This window comes from Rodentibacter sp. Ppn85 (genome assembly GCF_001999335.1).
Classification (GTDB): domain Bacteria; phylum Pseudomonadota; class Gammaproteobacteria; order Enterobacterales; family Pasteurellaceae; genus Rodentibacter.
This window is the reverse complement of record NZ_MLHS01000045.1, coordinates 1-19,250: the sequence shown is the minus strand read 5'-3', so window position 1 is coordinate 19,250 and position 19,250 is coordinate 1. Positions and strand designations below refer to the sequence as shown.

The window sequence follows — 19,250 nt, the reverse complement described above, 5'->3', positions numbered from 1 at the left end:
TTTGTTAATAATGTTTACTCTTTTTGAAGAGAGAAACGCTGTTAACGAATAATTCCGCGGGTTGAGCGTTTAAAGAAATCGGTAAAGAAACTGATCGCGGAATCGGTTTCAGCAATTTGTTCAATTTCCGGGATGATTTCTTCAAGGGTTTTACCACTACGATAAATCATTTTATACACATTACGAATTGCGTGCATAGTCGGTTTGTCAAACCCTCGGCGTTTTAAACCTTCTAAATTTACACCGAACGGGCGAGCATGATTACCTTGTGCCATCACATAAGGCGGCACGTCTTGACTAACCATGGAGCCGCCTCCCAACATTACATGCGCTCCCACAACAACAAATTGGTGAATCGCCGACATACCGCCGACAATCACGAAATCATCCAATTCAACATGACCGGCAAGAGTCGCATTATTTGCCAAAATACAATTATTTTTAATTTGGCAGTCATGCGCCACATGTACGTTAATCATCAGAAGATTATTATTACCGATACTCGTTACTCCTCCGCCTTGGATAGTGCCCCGATGAATTGTTACATGCTCGCGAATTCTATTGCTATTGCCAACAACGGTTTTCGTCGCTTCGCCTTTGTATTTTAAATCTTGGTTGACTTCACCAATACTCGCAAATTGATAAATTTCGTTATCCTCACCAATTACGGTATCGCCGCGCACCACTACATGTGATTTCAACACTGTGCGCGCTTTAATCTCAACGGAACCTTCAACAATACAGAAAGGACCGATAAAAACGCCTTCACCAATAACCGCACCTTCTTCAACGAGTGCCGTCGGATGAATTTTTGCACTTGGATGGATCATATTTATCCCCTTATTATATTAGCGACGTGCACACATTAATTTAGCTTCACAAGCTACTTCACCGTTTACCGTTGCAATACCGGTGAAAGCGGTAATTCCACGGCGTTCTTTAACGACTTGAACGTTCAATTCCATTTGATCACCGGGTAACACAGGACGTTTAAAACGCGCTTCGTCAATCCCCGCAAAATAGAATAATTCTCCACCTTTTAATTCATGGGTTTTGAATGCCAGAATTCCCATAGCTTGTGCAAGCGCTTCTAAAATCAACACGCCCGGTAAAATAGGTTCGCCAGGAAAATGACCGGTAAAACAAGGCTCATTTACACTGATATTTTTGATTGCTTTTAACCATTCGCCTTCCTTAAAATCCAACACGCGATCTACTAATAAAAACGGATAACGGTGTGGTAATAAAGTCATAATTTCTTTTGCTTCGATCACTCTTGATTGCTGTTCTGACACGTTGATACCTTTACAAATAAACACTAAATTCGCACAAATTATACGATATTTACGGTTAAAAACAAAACGCACCACTAAAGTGCGGTGCGTTTTTAAAGCCGATTAACCGATTTTCTTTTCAAGCGCTTTTAAACGCTTATTCATTCCATCAATCCCCAAAGTCAGAGCCGCGGTTTTACGCCACTCTTTATTGGTTTGTAACGGAATACCGGAAGAATAAACCCCCGGTTCGGTAATTGGCCGCATCACCATTCCCATACCGGTAATTGTCACCTTATCGCAGATTTCCATATGGCCGTTAATCACACTCGCACCACCAATTAAACAGTAACGTCCTACTGTTAGGCTACCAGCCATAATCACACCGCCAGCTACCGCTGTACCTGTGCCAATATGAACGTTATGGGCAATTTGACAAAGATTATCAATAATAACGTTATCCTCGATCACCGTTGCATCTAATGCCCCCCGATCGATACAGGTACAAGCGCCGATTTCAACATTGTTACCGATAATAACTTGCCCTACTTGTGGAATTTTAATCCAACGACCACGATCATTGGCATAACCGAAACCATCACTGCCAATCACCGCACCGGATTGAATTAAGCAGTTTTTGCCGATTTCTACATCATGATAAATGGTTACATTCGCCCACAGTTGCGTGCCGGCCGCAATTTTTGTGTTTTTACCCACAAAGCAATTTGCACTGATAATCACGTTATCGCCTAATACAGCCCCTTCTTCGATAACGCTATTTGCTCCAATTGACACATTTTCACCCAAAGAAACGCCCTCAGAAATCACCGCACTTGGTGCGATACCTTGCGCTGCTTTTGGTGTAGTGTCCATATATTGCGCTAAAATCGCATAAGCTACATAAGGATCTTTAACAATGAGTAAATTGCTTTCTTTCGCACAAAATTCAACGTCTGCCTCGGATACCACCAAAATACCGGCTTGAGATTCTTTTAATAACGGACGAAATTTTGCATTGGAAATGAAAGTGAGTTGATGAGCTTGCGCTTTATCAAGAGGAGCGATATTTGCGACAACAACATCGGCGTGACCACGAACGGTCGCGCCGATTTGATTGGCCAATTCTTGTAGAGAATAGGATTTTTGCATTATGAGAACCTATTATTTTTTCTCTTCTGCTTTAGCCGGCGCTGCAACTTTTTCTGTCACAGGAATAGATTTTAATACTTCTTCGGTAATATCCTTACCTTCTACTGCAAATACCACAGAGTTTGCATCAAGCACATAGGTATAACCTTTTGCTTTTGCCACATTGTTGGTTGCCACTTGAATACTTTCTAATAATTTTGCACGAGCTTCCGTTTGGCGTTTATCGCTTTCTTCTTGGAACTCAGCCACTTTTTTATCTTGCTCTTGCATTAATTTAGTCAGTGCAGCTTCTTCATTCGCACCAAATTTATTAATTTCTTCTTCACGCTTTTGGATTTCAGCTTGACGTAAACGCGGTGCATCTTTTTTTAATGCCTCAACTTTTGCTTCTACCTTTTTACGTGATGCGGCAATTTTATCATCAATTTCTTTTTTACTTGCGGCTAACTTATCTGCCGTCGGTTTCAATTCGGCATCTAATTTATCGGCAATAGCTTGACGATCCGGGTGATGTTGGAATAAATATCCTGCATTAATGAATGCGATATTTTCATCTGCCGCAGCAAAACCTGATACAAGTGCAATACCTACTGAAAGTGCGGTCACTTTTAAAACATTTTTCATTGAAATTTCCTTATTAGGTTAAGTAGTTAATCATACTTGCACAGCCTAAACAGGTACCGTGCAAGTGTTTGTTTTGACTAGAAAATAAATAAAAAGTTCGACTAGAAAGAACCGCCAATACTAAATTGGAACTGTTCTACATCGTCATTCTCATATTTTTTGATCGGTTTAGCGTAAGAGAATACCAACGGTCCGATTGGTGATTGCCATTGAAAGCCCACACCCGCAGAAGCACGAACGCGGCTTGGATCACTGTAATCTGGCAAATTAGGGTATCTGGCTTTATCCTGCTCCGTCCATTTTGTATTCCAAACGCTTGCCGCATCAACAAACAACGAGGTTCTTACTGAGTTTTGGCTCTTATCCGAAACAAATGGTGTAGGTACAATTAATTCCATACTTGCCGTAGCAATTGCATTACCACCAACGATATCGCCATTACGGTTACAATAATCATCCTTATAACCCTTACCACTCTGACAATTCTTAGCATAATAAATAGCTTCAGGACCTACCGCACCATACGCAAAACCACGTAGTGAACCAATTCCTCCCGCCGTGTAGTTTTGGTAGAACGGCAAACGTTTACCGCCAAAACCGTTGGCATAACCTGCGCCGACTTTACCTGAAATCACCCAACGATGATCGCGATCAAGCGGATAATAACCTTCAATATCCGCATTCAGTTTATAATATTTGTTATCGGATCCCGGAATGGTGACACGACCACCAATACTTGCTTTCACCCCTTTAGTTGGAAAATAACCACGGTTCAAACTGTTATAATTCCAGCCAAAGGAAAAATCAAAGTCACTCGATTTAATTGAGGTAGAATTAAAATTCATTGATGCCAAATAGAGGTCACGGTTATATTCTCTAGAGAAATTACTAATTTTATTATAGGTGTAACCTAGTCCTAAATAGTAGGAGTTATTTTCATTTACCGGGAAACCTAAAGTAACATTGCCACCGTATGTCGTACGTTTATAGTTAGACGATGTATCGCTATCAGAGTTATCGTAAGTTTCATAAAATACATTTCCGCCCAAACTTACGCCATCTTTCGTGAAATACGGCTCGGTGTACCCAAGATTAATTGTCGTACCGTAATCATTACGCGAACCGGCTAAACTTACCGCGGCTCCCGTACCTAAAAAGTTATCCTGTTTAATACTGGCTTGGTAGCTGATACCGCTTTCCGTACCATACCCTACCCCAAAGTTAATACTACCTGTATTACGCTCTTTTACTTTATACACCACATTAACTTCGTCATTAGTACCTTCAACCGGATCAACTCGGCTTTCAACGGTTTCAAAAAAACCCGTTCTATCTAAACGAACTTTACCTAATTCAACTAATTGAGCGTTATACCAAGAACCTTCCTGCTGGCGCATTTCTTGACGTAGCGTACTATCGGCTGAAACCGTGTTACCTTCAAACTGAACTTGACGAACAGATAAACGGCGACCGGCATCAACTACAAATGTCAGTGCTATTGTTTTATTCGCATCATCAAATGTCGGAGCAGCATTAACGGTTGCACTACCGTAACCACGTTCACCCAATTTTGCTTTAATAGCATTTTCAACGTCGGTAACATCGGCCCGACTAAAAGTATCGTTGAAGTGAAGATTGTTTAATAACGGCTGTAACTCTTCTGCCATACCGCCTAAGTTACCAACAATACGCGCGCTGGTTAAATCGTATTTTTCACCTTCGTTAATATCGATAGTGACTTCCGCTTTGGTTTGTTCATCATTTAACCGGACATCCGTGTTGGTAATATGCGCTTTTGCATAACCATTATTTTGATAGTATTGTTGGATAGATTGTAAATCTTTATCAAATTGGGTTGCATCGAACTTATTGCCCCATAGCTTCCACCATGCGTCCGGTTGTAATTCCATTTGTTCTTGCAATGTACTGCCGGAAACCGCCGTATTACCATTAAAAGTAACGGATTTCAATTTTGCCGTATCATCTTCATCAATTTGAAGATTGATTTCCGCACGATTATTTGGCAGCGTATTTACAATCGCCTCGACTTTCGCATTATAACGTCCCACACTTTTATAGTGTTCTCTTACGCCTTTCACAAACTCGTCAAGTTTCGCACGATTCAGCACATCACCGCTTCTAAAGCCATTCGCATCCAAATTTTGTTTTAACGCTTCCGTTGGAATTAAAGAATTGCCTTTAATATGCACTTCCGAAATAATCGGTTTAGCAATGACACTCACTACAAGGGCATCACCGTCACGATAAGCTTTTACATCATCAAACCGACCGCTTACGAATAAATTACGAACAACATTTGCCACGTCATTGTCAGTCACACGTTGACCTGCACGAACCGGCAAACTAGCGAGAATTTGTTGTTCCAATTCACCCTGAACGCCATCTATGCGAATGTCTTTTGCCAAGAAAGGGGCTGCAAACACGCCTGTTGTCGTACCGAATAATAAACTTGCGATTAGAAGTTTTTTCATCGACTGTATCCTATTTACTATAAAAATTTATAAACGTAAGAAATCATTGAAAAGTGCAAATACCATTAAGCTTAATAGCAATGCCGCCCCAATGCGATAACTTAAATTTTGTACCTGTTCGGAAACAGGTTTTCCTTTAATACCTTCTGCCGCCAAAAACACCAGATGCCCTCCATCCAGAACCGGCAACGGAAATAAATTCATAATACCTAAATTGACGCTGATTAACGCCATAAAGCTCAGGAAATAAACCCATCCTACACTTGATGAAGCGCCTGCTCCTTTTGCAATAGAAATCGGGCCGCTTAAATTATTTAAAGAAAGATCACCGGTAAATAATTTACCAATCACGTTAACGGTTAACCACGATAATTGTACCGTTTTTTCTACGCCTTTCGACAGAGCGTCAAGAATACCATATTTTAATTCCGTACGGTACTGCTCACCGATATTTAAAAAGGTTGGGCTTACTCCCACAAACCAACGATTCTCTTTATTTTTTTCCGGTTGCACCGTTTTGGCAAAAATATTGCCGTCACGTTCAATTTTTAAAGGAATTGGCAGCCCTTGTTCGACCAGTTTCACAAAATCCCGCCAAGAAAGTGCGGTCAAATTTTCATTTAAAATTTTATCGCCGACTTGCAAGCCGGCTTTCTGCGCCGGTGAATTATCTACCACTTTAGATAAAGTCATTTCCACTTTGGCACGAACAGGGTTCATTCCCAAAGATTCAAAAGCACTCTCTTTTTCAGGATCAAATCTCCAGTCGGATAGGTCCAAGCGTTTTTCATAAGTAATACTTGAGCCAAACGGTGAAAAACCAATATCCACCTCGGCTTCCCCTAACTTTGCAGCGAGTAGCATATTGATAGTTTCCCAATCCGGTGCCTCTTGTCCGTCAATTGTCATAATTTGTGAGTTTGCTTCAATCTTTGCCTGTGCCGCAATAGAATTCGGGACAACACTTTCAATCACCGGTTTTACGCTCGGAATACCGACGGAATAAATCAGCCAATACGCCAAAATAGCAAAAATAAAATTGGCTAACGGCCCTGCGGCAATAATAAATGCGCGTTGCAATACCGACTTTTGGTCAAATGCTTGAGATTCTAAGGATTGAGGGATTTCTTCCGCTCGTCCGTCTAACATTTTAACGTAGCCACCCAAGGGGATCATCGACAAGGCAAATTCCGTTCCTTTTTTATCGGTGCGCCGCCAAAGCACTTTACCGAAACCGATAGAAAAACGATGCACTTTTACACCGCACTTTCGAGCCGCCCAAAAATGACCGTATTCGTGAACCGCCACTAATACCGAGATAGCGATCAGAAAAGAACCCAGTGACCACAAAAATGACATTATCAATCCTTACAATACAAAGAAATAAAAGTAGGTGAAAAAGGGTACGGCTGCCGTTAAACTATCAATACGATCCAAAATACCTCCATGACCGGGAATAAGTTGGCTACTGTCCTTGATCCCTGACTCCCGCTTAAACATACTCTCCGTTAAATCACCTAAAACCGAAATCGCAACCGTTACCACCGAGAGTATCACAAATCCCGTCATCGCACGGTTACCAAGTAGTGTTTCACGAGAAAAGTAAATAAATGCACAAGCAAGGAGTGCCGCGGTGATTAACCCGCCTAATACGCCCTCCCAAGTTTTACCCGGTGAAACTTTTGGTGCAAGTTTATGTTTGCCCAATGCCCGACCGGCAAAATATGCACCGGAATCTGCCGCCCAAACCAACACAAACACATAAAGCAGTAAAAATAAGCCGTGATTAGGAGCTTGTGTGTACTGTTCCAGACGCAAACGTAAGACTGCGGCAATAAAAGGAATCAAGGTTGCAAAAGCAAACAGCAAGTGAATAGGTTTATTTTTACCCCAATATTTTGCAGAGTTGGGATAAGTAATGACTAACAATAATGCAATCCCCCACCAAATCACCGAATTAAGCAATATAAACGGAAGATAATTCTCAAAAACACGGCCGGCATCTAAATAATTACTTTCGGTAAAAATCCACAAGAAGATAAACGCCCCTAAAAACGCCGCAATACATAGGCGTATCAACGGCTGTTTAAAACGTGCAAACTGAGTCCATTCCCAGATACCTAATGTAGCGATAAGACCTAACCCTAAAGCAAAATAAAAAGGGCTAAACAAGAACAAGGCACAAAGTACCAGCGCAATAAGCACAATAGCCGATAATACACGTTCTTTAAGCATAATTTCTCCACTTATTCTGTCCCACCAAAACGACGGTGACGTTGTTGATAACTCGCAATGGCTTGATTAAAGTCCTTTTCATTAAAATCCGGCCACAAAACATTTAAAAAACACAGTTCCGCATAGGCAATCTGCCAAAGTAAAAAATTACTAATCCGCAGCTCACCGCTAGTACGAATTAATAAATCCACTTGCGGCTGATCTTGAGTAGCCAAATGTCGCTGAAAATATTGCTCGGTAATTTCTTCCGACTGTATCTCATGATTTTTTACTTTATCCGCAATTTGTTTGGCTGCTTGTACTATGTCCCAACAACCGCCGTAATTCGCGGCAATATTTAGAGTAAGTGCGGTATTTTTTTCCGTTAAATTTTCCGCTTTTTTAATTTTTTCTTGTAATTTTTCACTAAAACGTGACGTATCGCCAATAATCTTTAGGCGAATATCATTTTTATGTAATTTTTTTACCTCACGATCCAATGCTTGCATAAAAAGTTGCATCAATGCACTGACCTCATGCTCCTGACGATTCCAATTTTCACTGCTAAAAGCATAAAGTGTCAGCACTTTCACACCGATTTGACGGGCATAACTGACCGCTCGGCGAACTGCGCCAACTCCGCGGGTATGACCAAATACACGTAATTTATTACGCTGTTTCGCCCAACGTCCGTTACCGTCCATAATAATGGCGACATGTAACGGGATATTATTCTTATCAAGTTCTATCATAAAATAAGTTTATTTGTGACCGCACTTTTAATATCGTTCAATCAATTGTTTGGCAATAATACGAGCCCGCTCATCGACAGCCAATACATCATCAATATTTGAGATAGCCGTACTTGGCGTTTTTAATACCGATTCTTGATTAATTCGGGCAATATCTGCAAATGAAATGCGACGCTCTAAGAAAGCCTGTACCGCAATTTCATTTGCTGCATTCATTGCGGTTGTCGCATACTGCCCTTCGGCGAAAGCATCTATCGCAAGTTTTAAATTCGGATAACGGTTAAAATCAGGTTCAATAAAACTGAGTTCTTTGATTTTAAAGAAATCTAAAGGTTCAACCCCGGCAAAGGTACGATAGGGATAAGCCATGCTTTCGGCAATCGGAGTTCGCATATCGGGATTGCCCATTTGGGCAATGACCGAACCGTCCACATAACGCACCATAGAATGAATAATGGATTGCGGATGAATAATGACTTCCATTTCATCTGCTTTGGCATTGAACAGCCAACGGGCTTCAATATATTCCAAACCTTTATTCATCATTGTGGCAGAATCTACAGAAATTTTTTTACCCATTGACCAATTCGGGTGAGCAACCGCCTGCTCCGGTGTGATATGTTTAAATTCGTCTAATGCGGTATAACGAAAAGGACCGCCGGAGCCGGTTAGCACAATTTTACTGATGCCTAATTCGGCTAACGGGCAAAAACCGATTTTTTGTTGTGCTTCAGGCGGTAGAGACTGGAAAATCGCATTATGTTCGCTATCTACCGGCAACAAAGTGGCATTGTGCCGTTTCAATGCATCAATGAAAATTTTTCCACAAGTTACCAACGCCTCTTTATTAGCTAATAGCACACGTTTACCGGCTTTTATCGCAGATAAGGTCGGTAATAACCCCGCCGCACCGACAATGGCAGCCATAACTTGATCAGCCTCGGGATGTGCGGCTAATTCACAAATTGCTTTTTGTCCCGCCAACACTTCCGTTGCAACTCCCTGTGCCGAAAGCTTTTCACGTAGCATATCGGCAGCGGCTACATCATCAAGGGCAGCAAAGTGCGGTCGAAATTTCACGCATTTTTCAAACATTGACTCAATATTTTTTCCGCCGACAAGGGCAAAAGCATGATATTTTTCCGGGTTATTTTCAATTACGGATAAGGAGCTTTGTCCAATCGATCCCGTTGCACCAAGAATCACAATATTTTGTTTTTGCATAAATTTTTGACCGCACTTTATATTGAGTAAAAAGGACGCCCGTGCGTCCTTTATTTCGCGATTAAGATTATTTTTGTTTCAAAGATACTTGCAAAATAATAGAAAAATATAAATCTGTAACCAAATCAGATTTAATATTTTTTGTCATTAATCCGCCAAACATTTTTGTATCTTTATCTTGGTAACAATTAAAAATCTAATAACTCTTTTTCTTTTTCTGCTAAAACTTCATCAACTTTCTTAATAAATTGATCAGTAATTTTTTGAATATCTTCTTCCGCTTTATGCTGTTCATTTTCACTGATTTCTTTGTCTTTTAGCAATGCTTTGATTTTATCATTCGCATCACGACGCACATTACGGATAGCGACTTTGCCTTGCTCACCTTCTGCCTTAACAATTTTAATTAAATCACGGCGACGTTCTTCCGTTAACGGAGGAAGCGGTACGCGAATCGTCGTACCGGCAGAAGACGGATTTAAACCGAGATCGGAAGTTAAAATCGCTTTTTCCACCGCACCGATTAATGAACGATCAAATACCGTTACCGCAAGTGTACGCGCATCTTCAGCCACTACATTGGCTAATTGGCGAAGTGGTGTTGCCGCACCATAGTATTCTACTTGGATCGCATCTAATAAACTTGGTTGAGCACGACCCGTACGAATTTTAGCAATATGACCTTTTAATGCTTCAAGGCTTTTATCCATACGATCTTGCGCATCTTTTTTAATTTCATTAATCATTTATTCTGTTCCTTTTAGTAAAAATTAAAAACGCAATGATTGTACTCAATTCCATTGCGTTTTCCTAGTTCAATTCACTAATCCTATTCAATTAACAAATAGTCGTGCCTTCCGTTGTACCAAGTACAACATTGCGTAATGCGCCGGGTTTAACCATATTAAACACACGAATCGGCATACCGTGGTCACGGGCTAAGGTAAATGCCGCTAAATCCATTACCTGTAATTCTTTATCAATCACTTCCGCATAGGTAAGATGTTGGTATAATTTTGCTTGTGGATTTTTAGCCGGATCGCAATCATACACGCCATCGACTTTAGTCGCTTTCAACACCACATCCGCTTCAATTTCAATGCCTCGCAAGCAGGCTGCAGAATCGGTCGTAAAAAACGGGCTGCCTGTTCCCGCAGAGAAAATCACCACACGTTTTTCCCGTAACATTTTAATCGCTTCCGACCAGTTATAAGTATCGCAAATACCGTTTAACTGAAAAGCCGACATTAACTTTGCATTCACGTCGGCACGATGTAATGCATCACGCATCGCCAAACCATTCATCACCGTGGCAAGCATACCCATATGGTCGCCCACTACGCGATTCATACCGGCTTTCGCTAATTTTGCGCCACGAAATAAATTACCGCCGCCCAATACAACACCAACTTCGACTCCCATTTCTACTAATTCTTTAATCTCTAATGCCATACGATCGAGAATTGACGGGTCAATACCAAACCCGTCATCACCTTGTAATGCTTCACCGCTTAATTTCAATAAAATACGTTTGTAAATTGGTTGGCTCATTATCTTTTCCTTTTTGGGCTTAAAAAATTGCCCTATTCTATAAAATAACTGCACAAGAGTGAAGATATTAAAGATGGAAATTCTCATTGAAAACTGGATAATAAGCGCATTTATTTCTCCGTAGAGATAGTATGAACACCCTAAAAATACCGCTGATTTTAACCGCACTTTGGATTTTTATTTGCGCCATGGTAGCAGGTTATTTCACACTGATTGGTACAGGAATGTTTCCTCAACCCGATATTGGGTTAATTTTACTTGCCACAGTCCTGATTATTTTATTGAGTAGCAGCAAAAAAACGTTCTATTTTATTTTGGTGCCGATTGCCTGTGTACATGCGTTTTACACCCCTGTCGGTCTCAATTTCGGCGCCCCAAGCTATCAATATATTGCCTCCGTTTTTGCCACGGATATGTTGGAGACTAGAGAATTTCTATTGCAAATTCCGCTGACTAGCTACCTCATTGCCTTTTCTATCCCAATATTGGTATTTTTACAATATAAAAGTACGGTCAAATTCGGCATTAAATTTTATCGTAACAAAACCTTTATTATCCTGTCGGCATTACTTTTTGCTTATTATCTTCCACTGGCCGATCCCGTAAAAGAAAGTGTCAATTCAACGTTAAAAATTTATGATGAAGTCAAGAAACTCAAACAAATGTCACATTCCCATAGCTGGGGAAAATCAACTTTAGAAGATTCCCGCTACGATGATTATGTGTTAATCATTGGAGAAAGTGCACGCCAAGATTATCATCATGCTTATGGCTATCCGGTGAAAAACACGCCTTTTATGTCAAATGCAAAAGGTACTCTCATTAACGGATTCCGTTCTGCCGGTACCAATACGATCGCCTCTTTACGCTTAATGCTTACGCTACCAAACAAAGAAAAATGGGAACCTAACTATGATTTAAGTTTAGTGGATCTCATCAAATCTGCCGGTATTAAAAGCTATTGGTTATCCAATCAAGGGTTACTGGGTGAATTTGATACGCCGGTTTCCTCTCTTGCAGCAAAATCCGATGAAACCTTCTTTTTAAAAAAAGGGGGCAGTTTCAACTCCACGAATTACAGCGATTTTGATTTATTACCAAAATTCGTCCGAATCTTGGAAAACCCGATAGAAAATAAACGCTTCATTGTCTTGCATATTTACGGTTCTCACCCTTTGGCATGCGATCGTGTGGAAGACTACCCGAAAATTTTTAAAGATGACGAAATTGATCCGAAATATGCCTATTTAAATTGTTATATTTCTTCTATCAAGAAAACCGATGAGTTTTTAGAACGCGTCTATAAACAACTGCAACAAAACGCACAAAAAAATCACCGCACTTTTTCGATGATTTATTTCTCCGATCACGGTTTATGCCACCAAAAAGATGAAAAACACAACCTGATATTGTTCAATCAAAACTGTTTTAGTCGTAGCCATCACAATATTCCGTTGTTTAAAATCGCTTCTGACGATACCGAACGTAAAGAATATAAAGTGTTTAAGTCCGGTTTGAATTTTGTGGAAGGAATTGCAAATTGGATAGGCATCAAAAATCCGAAACTCATCGGGGAAGAAGATTTATTTTCGCCTGAAGCGGATAAAGATGATTTTGGGTTGCAAAAACGCATTGACGAGAAATATGAAAAGGGAGACGATCCTGCTATTGATATTCAACCAAAACGTAAATAACAAAAAGCCGATAAATTAATATCGGCTTTTTTATCTTTCAAAAATAACAAGAATTAAGCATTACCACCGGTAATTTTTGCTACTTCTGCCGCGAAATCCTCTTCTACTTTTTCAATACCTTCACCCACTTCTAAACGAATGAAGTTAGAAACTGAAGTATTGACTGATTTTAAGTAGTCGCCCACAGATTGAGAAGGATCCATTACGAACGCTTGACCGGTTAAAGAAACTTCACCGGTGAATTTCTTCATACGGCCTTCAACCATTTTCTCTGCAATTTCTTTTGGTTTCCCTGAATTAATTGCGATGTCGATTTGGATTTGACGCTCGTGCTCCACGACTTCGGCAGAAACATCTTCCGGATTGACGAAATCAGGTTTAGACGCTGCCACGTGCATTGCCACTTTTTTCAATTCTTCAACAGAACCTTCACCGGCAACTAATACGCCGATTTTCGCACCGTGTAAGTATTGAGCGATAACGTTACCTTCTAAGTAAGTTACACGGCGAATAGTCATATTTTCACCGATTTTCGCTACTAATGCCGCACGTTTTTCTTCAAAATGTGCTTGTAATTGTTCGATAGTAGTGCCTTTATTTGCCGCAGCGTAATCGGCCACTTCGTTTGCTAGTGCTAAGAAACCGCTATCTTTTGCCACGAAATCGGTTTCACAGTTCATTTCCACTAACACGCCGAAACCTGCTTCAACACGTGCAATGATAACGCCTTCAGCTGCCACACGACCCGCTTTTTTCGCTGCTTTTGCTTGGCCGGACTTACGCATATTATCGATGGCTAATTCAATATCGCCGTTCGCTTCAACTAATGCTTTTTTACATTCCATCATACCTGCGCCGGTACGCTCACGAAGTTCTTTAACTAATGCTGCTGTAATTTCAGCCATTTTTCCAATCCTCTGTCTGAAAGTGCGGTTATTTTTTACCGAACTTTTTAGATAAAAATACAGGGGCAATTTCTCGCCCCTGTGCCAATTAATCGTTTGATTAATAAGGGCTTTCGCCTTATTGCAAAACTTAAATTATTCCGCTTCAACCGCAGCTGCCAATTCTTCCGTAACCGCCGCTTCGTTGCCACGACCTTCTTTTACTGCCGCAGCAGCAGCCGTTAAGTAAAGCTGAATCGCACGGGTCGCATCATCGTTACCCGGAATAACGAAATCTACGCCTGCCGGAGTAGAATTGGTATCGACGATAGCAAATACCGGAATACCCAGATTATTCGCTTCTTTCACTGCGATATGTTCGTGGTCAGCACCGATCACAAATAATGCGTCCGGTAAACCGCCCATATCTTTGATACCGCCAAGGCTTAATTCAAGTTTTTCCATCTCACGGGTACGCATTAACGCTTCTTTTTTAGTTAATTTATCGAATGTACCGTCTTGAGATTGAGTTTCTAAATCTTTTAAACGTTTAATTGATTGACGTACTGTTTTCCAGTTAGTCAACATACCACCTAACCAACGGTGATTCACATAATATTGTTGACAATCTAATGCGGCAGCTTGAACGGCTTCAGACGCAGCGCGTTTTGTACCTACGAAAAGCACTTTACCGTTGTTGCTTGCAATACGGGTTAATTCCGCTAATGCTTCGTTGAATAATGGTAAGGTTTTTTCAAGGTTGATGATGTGAACACCATTACGGGCACCAAAAATGAAAGGTTTCATTTGTGGATTCCAGTAACGGGTTTGGTGTCCGAAGTGTACGCCTGCGTTGATCATATCGCGCATTGAAACTTGTGCCATAATATTTTCCTTTTAATTGGGGTTGAGCCTCCACATATCAGCTCATCGACCGTTTGGCACCCCGATGAAGCCTTGGTGATATGTGTGTGTTATTTAAGTTAAAAATTTACTCTTTTCAGATGGAAAAAGAGCGGTGCGATTTATACCATAAAGTGCGGTTAAATTCTAGTTTATTTTTGTTTGGAACTACGCAATAACGATATATTTAAGGCATTGGAAAAACAACACCTAAACCGACCGCACTTTTTGCACCGGTTACCTCGGGCAAATTACCCGTTTGGTAATTCATTCTTCGATAAGCCAGCCAGGCAAAAGCCGCCGCTTCCACATAATCCGAATCCATACCAAACTCGTTCGTTGTATAAATTTCCCAGTGCAATAAACAATTTGCAAGACGCTGCATAATGAATTTATTTTTTGCACCACCGCCACAAACCAGTAGTCGTTTTGGTAAGGTTGTATCAATATTATTTAGGCTTTCGACAATACTACTCACGGTAAATTCCACCAATGTTGCCTGTACATCCTGTGGTAAAAATACGCTTGAATTTGTCGCAATATGTTGAATTTTTTGCTCCAACCAAGATAAATTAAATAATTCTCGCCCCGTACTTTTAGGTGGTGGTTGTCGAAAAAAAAGCTCGTCTAACAAATCGTCCAGCAATGCTTTATTGACCCGACCTGTTGCCGCCCATTCGCCGTTTTGATCATAGGGTACGCCAAGCTGTTTTTCGATCCATTGATCAAGTAAAGTGTTCCCCGTTCCGGTGTCAAACCCGATAACAGGCTGATTTGGAATCAACAAGGATAGATTGCTTATTCCGCCGATATTCAGCACTACGGTGGCATAATTCGGATCAAAAAAAACAGCTTGATGGAATGCCGGCACGAGCGGTGCGCCTTGTCCGCCGAATGCCATATCTTTACGGCGGAAATCCCCCACCGTTGTTATATTAGTACGGGCGGCAAGCAAATTCATATCGCCAATTTGCATTGTGAAAGGAAATCGTCCTTGCGGTGAATGCCATATAGTTTGTCCGTGGCAACCAATGGCTTGAATGTGTTCCGTTGGAATCTGTTCAGACTGTAAAAAACGGTTTACGCAATCCGCATAAAGCAAGCCCAGTTGATGATCCAATTCGCCCAACTGCTGTAACGTTGTCTCACCCGACTGTACAAGTGCGGTAATTTTTTCACGTAAATCCTTTGGCATCGGGGTAAAATCCGATGCCACTAATTTTGGTTGGGATAAACTAAAATCGACTAATGCAATATCTACGCCATCCAAACTTGTACCGGACATAATGCCGATATAATATTTTGCATTCATTTTAATTGAGTATATAAGGCAAAGGTTGAATAGTCAGAATGCAACCGTCTTTCGGCAAACGGAAGGTTTGACTCGGATTAATATCATTGTTCATCACAACTTGTAACCACAAAACACCCTCAATATTGACCGCACTTATAATTGTGCCGGTTTTGCGCCAGTGACTTTCAAGCTGCATTTCAATTTCACTACCGACTTCCGGTGTTTCTTGGGTGTCGCCTTTGAGAACAAACATCGCTCGCTTGTTTGCCCCACGATATTTGGCCCGTGCCACGGTTTCTTGCCCGATATAGCAACCTTTAGTGAAGGAAATAGCCTGCTCGACAGCTTGTAAATTCATTGCTTGAGGAATCAATTCATTCTGCATTTTCGCACTCAAATGAGGAATTCCGGCTTGAATATCGGCAATATTCCATGCTTTTTCATCGGCATTGAAAGTAATCGCTAACGGGATTTCATTTAATAAAATCGCTCGTCGTTCATTAATTTCTAATGTAAAGTGCGGTTGAATTTTTCCACATTTTTCACCGTTCACCCCAACGATCTGCCAATCGTGTAAATCAAAGCTGACTTTGGAAAACACGGCATATTTTTTCAAAGCTTCTAGTGCGCTTGGTAACAAATCCTTACTCACTAATAAAAAAAACCGCTCACTACTCACTTTAAATAAACGAAAAATGGCGTTCACTTTACCTTTCGGATCACAATGTGCGGTGATCGTGGTCGCTCCGCCTGCTAATGCCACAACATCAGTGGTAAGTTGCCCTTGCAAATATTTTTCGGCATCCGCACCATGCACTTCTATTAATTGATATTGATTCAGTTGAATAAATTGGACCATCTCCTCTCCTACTCCAAATTCTGAATTTGTTCACGCATTTGCTCGATCAATACTTTCAATTCAACCGCACAGGCGGTGATATCCGCATTAATGGATTTAGACGCCAAGGTATTGGATTCACGATTAAGCTCTTGCATCATAAAGTCCAATTTACGTCCGACAGCACCACCTTTTTTTAAAATATTTGAGGTTTCTTTTACATGCATTTGCAGACGATCAAGCTCTTCCGCAACATCCGCACGCTGTGCCAATAAAACCATTTCCTGCTCCATGCGCTGCGGTTCAAGACTAATTTTCGCTTCTTCAAAACGTTGTATTAAACGCTCACGTTGCCATTGCAAAATCGCCGGCATTTGTGACCGCACTTTGTCAGCTTCTACACCAATGGCATCTAAGCGTTGCTGAATAATCGCTTGTAATTTATCCCCTTCACGGCCTCGCATAGCAATAAATTCTTTTAGCAGCTCATCAAAAGCGCTCAATAAATCTTGGCTAATCGCATCTAAATCCTGTTCCTGCGCCTCCACGACTCCGGGATAACGCAATACATCGGTTAAATTAATTTCTCCCTCGCCTGCTTGTGCCTTCAGCCACTGCAAGGATTGGAGTACTTGATTTGCCAATTCCCGATTAATATTAAGTTCGCTATTCGTTTGTTTTTTGCTTTCAATACGTAAAGAGCATTCAATTTTACCACGCGTCAAATTTTGACGAAGTTTCTCACGTAAAACGTTCTCCAAACCGCGAAATTGTTCCGGTAATCGAAAGAAATTTTCCAAATAACGTTGATTTACCGAACGAATTTCCCACACCGCATCACCCCAATCTTTTTTCAGTTCAAGGCGCGCAAAGGCAGTCATGCTATAAATCATAAGAGCTCCTAATTTTATGTCTTAGTTGATTTGTCGATTATTGTAACGAGAAAGCGTAATGAATTCTAAAAATATTTTTATCGACAAGATGTTTACAGTATGTAAATTTTAAAATACAATCTTTGTAAATTTTATATTACACCCAGGAAAAGAAAATGAACAAAACGGTTGGTAGTACTTTACTTGTTTCCGGCACAATGATTGGTGCGGGGATGTTGGCAATGCCTCTCACCTCTGCCGGAATCGGTTTCGGCTTTACGTTAGTTTTATTATTGGCACTTTGGACATTGCTTACTTTTACGGCTTTGTTATTTGTGGAACTCTACCAAACCGCTGAAAGCGATGCGGGCATCGGTACGCTGGCAGAACAATATTTCGGAAAATTCGGGCGTGTCGTTGCTACTGTGGTACTCATTATCTTTTTATATGCCCTAATTGCGGCCTATGTCAGTGGCGGCGGTTCTTTATTAAATGATTTATTGCCGGAAAATTTTGATAATAAAATCAGTATTTTATTATTCACAATCATTTTTGGGTCATTTATTATGATCGGTACGCACAGTGTAGATAAAGTTAATCGCCTACTCTTTTTTGTGATGCTTGCCTCTTTTGTGATAGTACTAGGGTTAATGCTGCCTGAAATTAAAATGGATAATTTATTAGCCATGCCTATTGATAATGCATTGATCATTTCTGCCAGCCCGGTATTTTTTACCGCTTTTGGTTTCCACGGATCCATTCCAAGTTTGAATAAATACTTAGGCGGGAATGTAAAAGCTTTGCGCATTTCGATTTTAATCGGCTCGAGCATCACTCTTGGTGCCTATATATTATGGCAACTTTCTACCCACGGCTTGCTCACACAAAATGAATTTTTACAGATATTAAAAGAAGATGCCACATTAAACGGTTTGGTAAAAGCAACGCTTGCCATCACCGGTAGTAATGTGATCACAAGTGCGGTCAAACTATTCTCAACTTTAGCCTTGGTGACCTCTTTCTTAGGTGTGGGGTTAGGTTTATTAGAATGTATTGAGGACCTATTAAAGCGCTCTTTTAATATTTCCGCAGGGCGTATTTCTCTCGGATTGCTCACCTTTATTCCGCCGCTTGCTTTCGCTTTATTCTATCCGGAAGGTTTTATCTTGGCATTGGGCTATGCCGGTCAAATGTTCGCCTTCTATGCGGTGGTATTGCCGGTCAGCCTTGTATGGAAAGCACGCCGCATTCATCCATCTCTCCCATACCGCGTATGGGGTGGCAATTTAACCCTGCTTGTCGTACTCGTGCTTGGTGTTGTGATCACGTCTATTCCATTCGCAATCCGTGCCGGTTACTTGCCTTTTGTCGTAGGTTAATAAAACACAGCAAAATTCAACCGCACTTTGCCTGATTTAACAGCTCAAATTCTATTTTAGGACACGTAATTTTGTTTTTTACTCTATGTAAAAATCCACCTTCATA

18 protein-coding genes are annotated in these 19,250 nt (G+C 40.8%); 2 read left to right on the top strand and 16 right to left on the bottom strand.

The features are described from left to right. Positions 1-41 precede the first annotated feature (41 nt). The 11 genes from lpxA to pyrH all read right to left on the bottom strand — a co-directional run bounded on the left by lpxA (position 42) and on the right by pyrH (position 11,280). On the bottom strand, positions 42-830 hold the full coding sequence (gene lpxA, locus BKL51_RS08400) for an acyl-ACP--UDP-N-acetylglucosamine O-acyltransferase (protein WP_077466257.1): 789 nt from the start codon (positions 828-830) through the stop codon (positions 42-44). A gap of 18 nt (positions 831-848) precedes the next feature. Continuing rightward, positions 849-1,295: a 3-hydroxyacyl-ACP dehydratase FabZ gene (fabZ, locus tag BKL51_RS08395; protein WP_077466280.1), complete on the bottom strand. Its 447-nt coding sequence runs from the start codon at positions 1,293-1,295 to the stop codon at positions 849-851. Between the two features lie 102 nt (positions 1,296-1,397). Continuing rightward, positions 1,398-2,423 carry a UDP-3-O-(3-hydroxymyristoyl)glucosamine N-acyltransferase gene (lpxD, locus tag BKL51_RS08390; protein WP_077466256.1) on the bottom strand — a complete coding sequence of 342 codons (1,026 nt, stop codon included), beginning with the start codon at positions 2,421-2,423 and terminating at the stop codon, positions 1,398-1,400. A gap of 12 nt (positions 2,424-2,435) precedes the next feature. Beyond that, on the bottom strand, positions 2,436-3,047 hold the full coding sequence (locus tag BKL51_RS08385; protein ID WP_077466255.1) for an OmpH family outer membrane protein: 612 nt from the start codon (positions 3,045-3,047) through the stop codon (positions 2,436-2,438). Between the two features lie 101 nt (positions 3,048-3,148). Further along, positions 3,149-5,539 carry an outer membrane protein assembly factor BamA gene (gene bamA, locus BKL51_RS08380; protein ID WP_077466254.1) on the bottom strand — a complete coding sequence of 797 codons (2,391 nt, stop codon included), beginning with the start codon at positions 5,537-5,539 and terminating at the stop codon, positions 3,149-3,151. A gap of 27 nt (positions 5,540-5,566) precedes the next feature. Further along, on the bottom strand, positions 5,567-6,898 hold the full coding sequence (gene rseP, locus BKL51_RS08375) for a sigma E protease regulator RseP (protein WP_077466253.1): 1,332 nt from the start codon (positions 6,896-6,898) through the stop codon (positions 5,567-5,569). 9 nt (positions 6,899-6,907) lie between these two features. Continuing rightward, on the bottom strand, positions 6,908-7,774 hold the full coding sequence (locus tag BKL51_RS08370) for a phosphatidate cytidylyltransferase (protein WP_077466252.1): 867 nt from the start codon (positions 7,772-7,774) through the stop codon (positions 6,908-6,910). 11 nt (positions 7,775-7,785) lie between these two features. After that, positions 7,786-8,505 (bottom strand): polyprenyl diphosphate synthase, encoded by a 720-nt coding sequence (uppS, locus tag BKL51_RS08365; protein ID WP_077466251.1) that lies wholly within the window; start codon positions 8,503-8,505, stop codon positions 7,786-7,788. A 27-nt stretch (positions 8,506-8,532) separates the two neighbouring features. Then, positions 8,533-9,729, bottom strand: coding sequence for a 1-deoxy-D-xylulose-5-phosphate reductoisomerase (gene ispC / locus BKL51_RS08360; protein WP_077466250.1), 1,197 nt, complete (start codon positions 9,727-9,729; stop codon positions 8,533-8,535). A 188-nt stretch (positions 9,730-9,917) separates the two neighbouring features. Then, on the bottom strand, positions 9,918-10,475 hold the full coding sequence (frr, locus tag BKL51_RS08355) for a ribosome recycling factor (RefSeq protein WP_059365944.1): 558 nt from the start codon (positions 10,473-10,475) through the stop codon (positions 9,918-9,920). A 91-nt stretch (positions 10,476-10,566) separates the two neighbouring features. Next, positions 10,567-11,280 (bottom strand): UMP kinase, encoded by a 714-nt coding sequence (gene pyrH / locus BKL51_RS08350; protein WP_077466249.1) that lies wholly within the window; start codon positions 11,278-11,280, stop codon positions 10,567-10,569. A gap of 131 nt (positions 11,281-11,411) precedes the next feature. Between pyrH and BKL51_RS08345 the strand changes: the two genes are divergently transcribed. Continuing rightward, the gene (locus BKL51_RS08345) at positions 11,412-12,974 is read left to right on the top strand and encodes a phosphoethanolamine transferase (protein WP_077466248.1); all 1,563 of its coding nucleotides are present in this window, start codon (positions 11,412-11,414) and stop codon (positions 12,972-12,974) included. Positions 12,975-13,027: 53 nt separating this feature from the next. Here BKL51_RS08345 and tsf read toward each other — a convergent pair whose 3' ends face one another. From tsf to BKL51_RS08320, 5 genes are all read right to left on the bottom strand, one after another. Next, positions 13,028-13,879 (bottom strand): translation elongation factor Ts, encoded by an 852-nt coding sequence (tsf, locus tag BKL51_RS08340; RefSeq protein ID WP_077466247.1) that lies wholly within the window; start codon positions 13,877-13,879, stop codon positions 13,028-13,030. Positions 13,880-14,014: 135 nt separating this feature from the next. Further along, entirely contained in the window at positions 14,015-14,743 is a 729-nt protein-coding gene (gene rpsB, locus BKL51_RS08335; protein WP_077466246.1) for a 30S ribosomal protein S2, read from the bottom strand. Positions 14,744-14,948: 205 nt separating this feature from the next. After that, positions 14,949-16,073, bottom strand: coding sequence for an anhydro-N-acetylmuramic acid kinase (locus tag BKL51_RS08330; RefSeq protein ID WP_077466245.1), 1,125 nt, complete (start codon positions 16,071-16,073; stop codon positions 14,949-14,951). A gap of 1 nt (position 16,074) precedes the next feature. Next, complete coding sequence (locus tag BKL51_RS08325) at positions 16,075-16,914, bottom strand: folate-binding protein YgfZ (RefSeq protein ID WP_077466244.1); 840 nt, start codon at positions 16,912-16,914, stop codon at positions 16,075-16,077. 8 nt (positions 16,915-16,922) lie between these two features. Next, positions 16,923-17,786: a YicC/YloC family endoribonuclease gene (locus BKL51_RS08320; RefSeq protein ID WP_077466243.1), complete on the bottom strand. Its 864-nt coding sequence runs from the start codon at positions 17,784-17,786 to the stop codon at positions 16,923-16,925. A 155-nt stretch (positions 17,787-17,941) separates the two neighbouring features. Between BKL51_RS08320 and BKL51_RS08315 the strand changes: the two genes are divergently transcribed. Beyond that, entirely contained in the window at positions 17,942-19,144 is a 1,203-nt protein-coding gene (locus tag BKL51_RS08315) for an aromatic amino acid transport family protein (RefSeq protein ID WP_077466242.1), read from the top strand. Positions 19,145-19,250 lie beyond the last annotated feature (106 nt).

What these genes read in the sequence shown, in the direction of transcription:
- rpsB (WP_077466246.1), bottom strand. Translation starts at nt 14,743, where the DNA reads ATGGCACAAGTTTCAATGCGCGATATGATCAACGCAGGCGTACACTTC.
- BKL51_RS08345 (WP_077466248.1), top strand. Translation starts at nt 11,412, where the DNA reads ATGAACACCCTAAAAATACCGCTGATTTTAACCGCACTTTGGATTTTT.
- BKL51_RS08385 (WP_077466255.1), bottom strand. Translation starts at nt 3,047, where the DNA reads ATGAAAAATGTTTTAAAAGTGACCGCACTTTCAGTAGGTATTGCACTT.
- lpxD (WP_077466256.1), bottom strand. Translation starts at nt 2,423, where the DNA reads ATGCAAAAATCCTATTCTCTACAAGAATTGGCCAATCAAATCGGCGCG.
- bamA (WP_077466254.1), bottom strand. Translation starts at nt 5,539, where the DNA reads ATGAAAAAACTTCTAATCGCAAGTTTATTATTCGGTACGACAACAGGC.
- frr (WP_059365944.1), bottom strand. Translation starts at nt 10,475, where the DNA reads ATGATTAATGAAATTAAAAAAGATGCGCAAGATCGTATGGATAAAAGC.
- pyrH (WP_077466249.1), bottom strand. Translation starts at nt 11,280, where the DNA reads ATGAGCCAACCAATTTACAAACGTATTTTATTGAAATTAAGCGGTGAA.
- tsf (WP_077466247.1), bottom strand. Translation starts at nt 13,879, where the DNA reads ATGGCTGAAATTACAGCAGCATTAGTTAAAGAACTTCGTGAGCGTACC.
- BKL51_RS08320 (WP_077466243.1), bottom strand. Translation starts at nt 17,786, where the DNA reads ATGATTTATAGCATGACTGCCTTTGCGCGCCTTGAACTGAAAAAAGAT.
- rseP (WP_077466253.1), bottom strand. Translation starts at nt 6,898, where the DNA reads ATGTCATTTTTGTGGTCACTGGGTTCTTTTCTGATCGCTATCTCGGTA.
- lpxA (WP_077466257.1), bottom strand. Translation starts at nt 830, where the DNA reads ATGATCCATCCAAGTGCAAAAATTCATCCGACGGCACTCGTTGAAGAA.
- BKL51_RS08330 (WP_077466245.1), bottom strand. Translation starts at nt 16,073, where the DNA reads ATGAATGCAAAATATTATATCGGCATTATGTCCGGTACAAGTTTGGAT.
- BKL51_RS08315 (WP_077466242.1), top strand. Translation starts at nt 17,942, where the DNA reads ATGAACAAAACGGTTGGTAGTACTTTACTTGTTTCCGGCACAATGATT.
- BKL51_RS08370 (WP_077466252.1), bottom strand. Translation starts at nt 7,774, where the DNA reads ATGCTTAAAGAACGTGTATTATCGGCTATTGTGCTTATTGCGCTGGTA.
- BKL51_RS08325 (WP_077466244.1), bottom strand. Translation starts at nt 16,914, where the DNA reads ATGGTCCAATTTATTCAACTGAATCAATATCAATTAATAGAAGTGCAT.
- uppS (WP_077466251.1), bottom strand. Translation starts at nt 8,505, where the DNA reads ATGATAGAACTTGATAAGAATAATATCCCGTTACATGTCGCCATTATT.
- ispC (WP_077466250.1), bottom strand. Translation starts at nt 9,729, where the DNA reads ATGCAAAAACAAAATATTGTGATTCTTGGTGCAACGGGATCGATTGGA.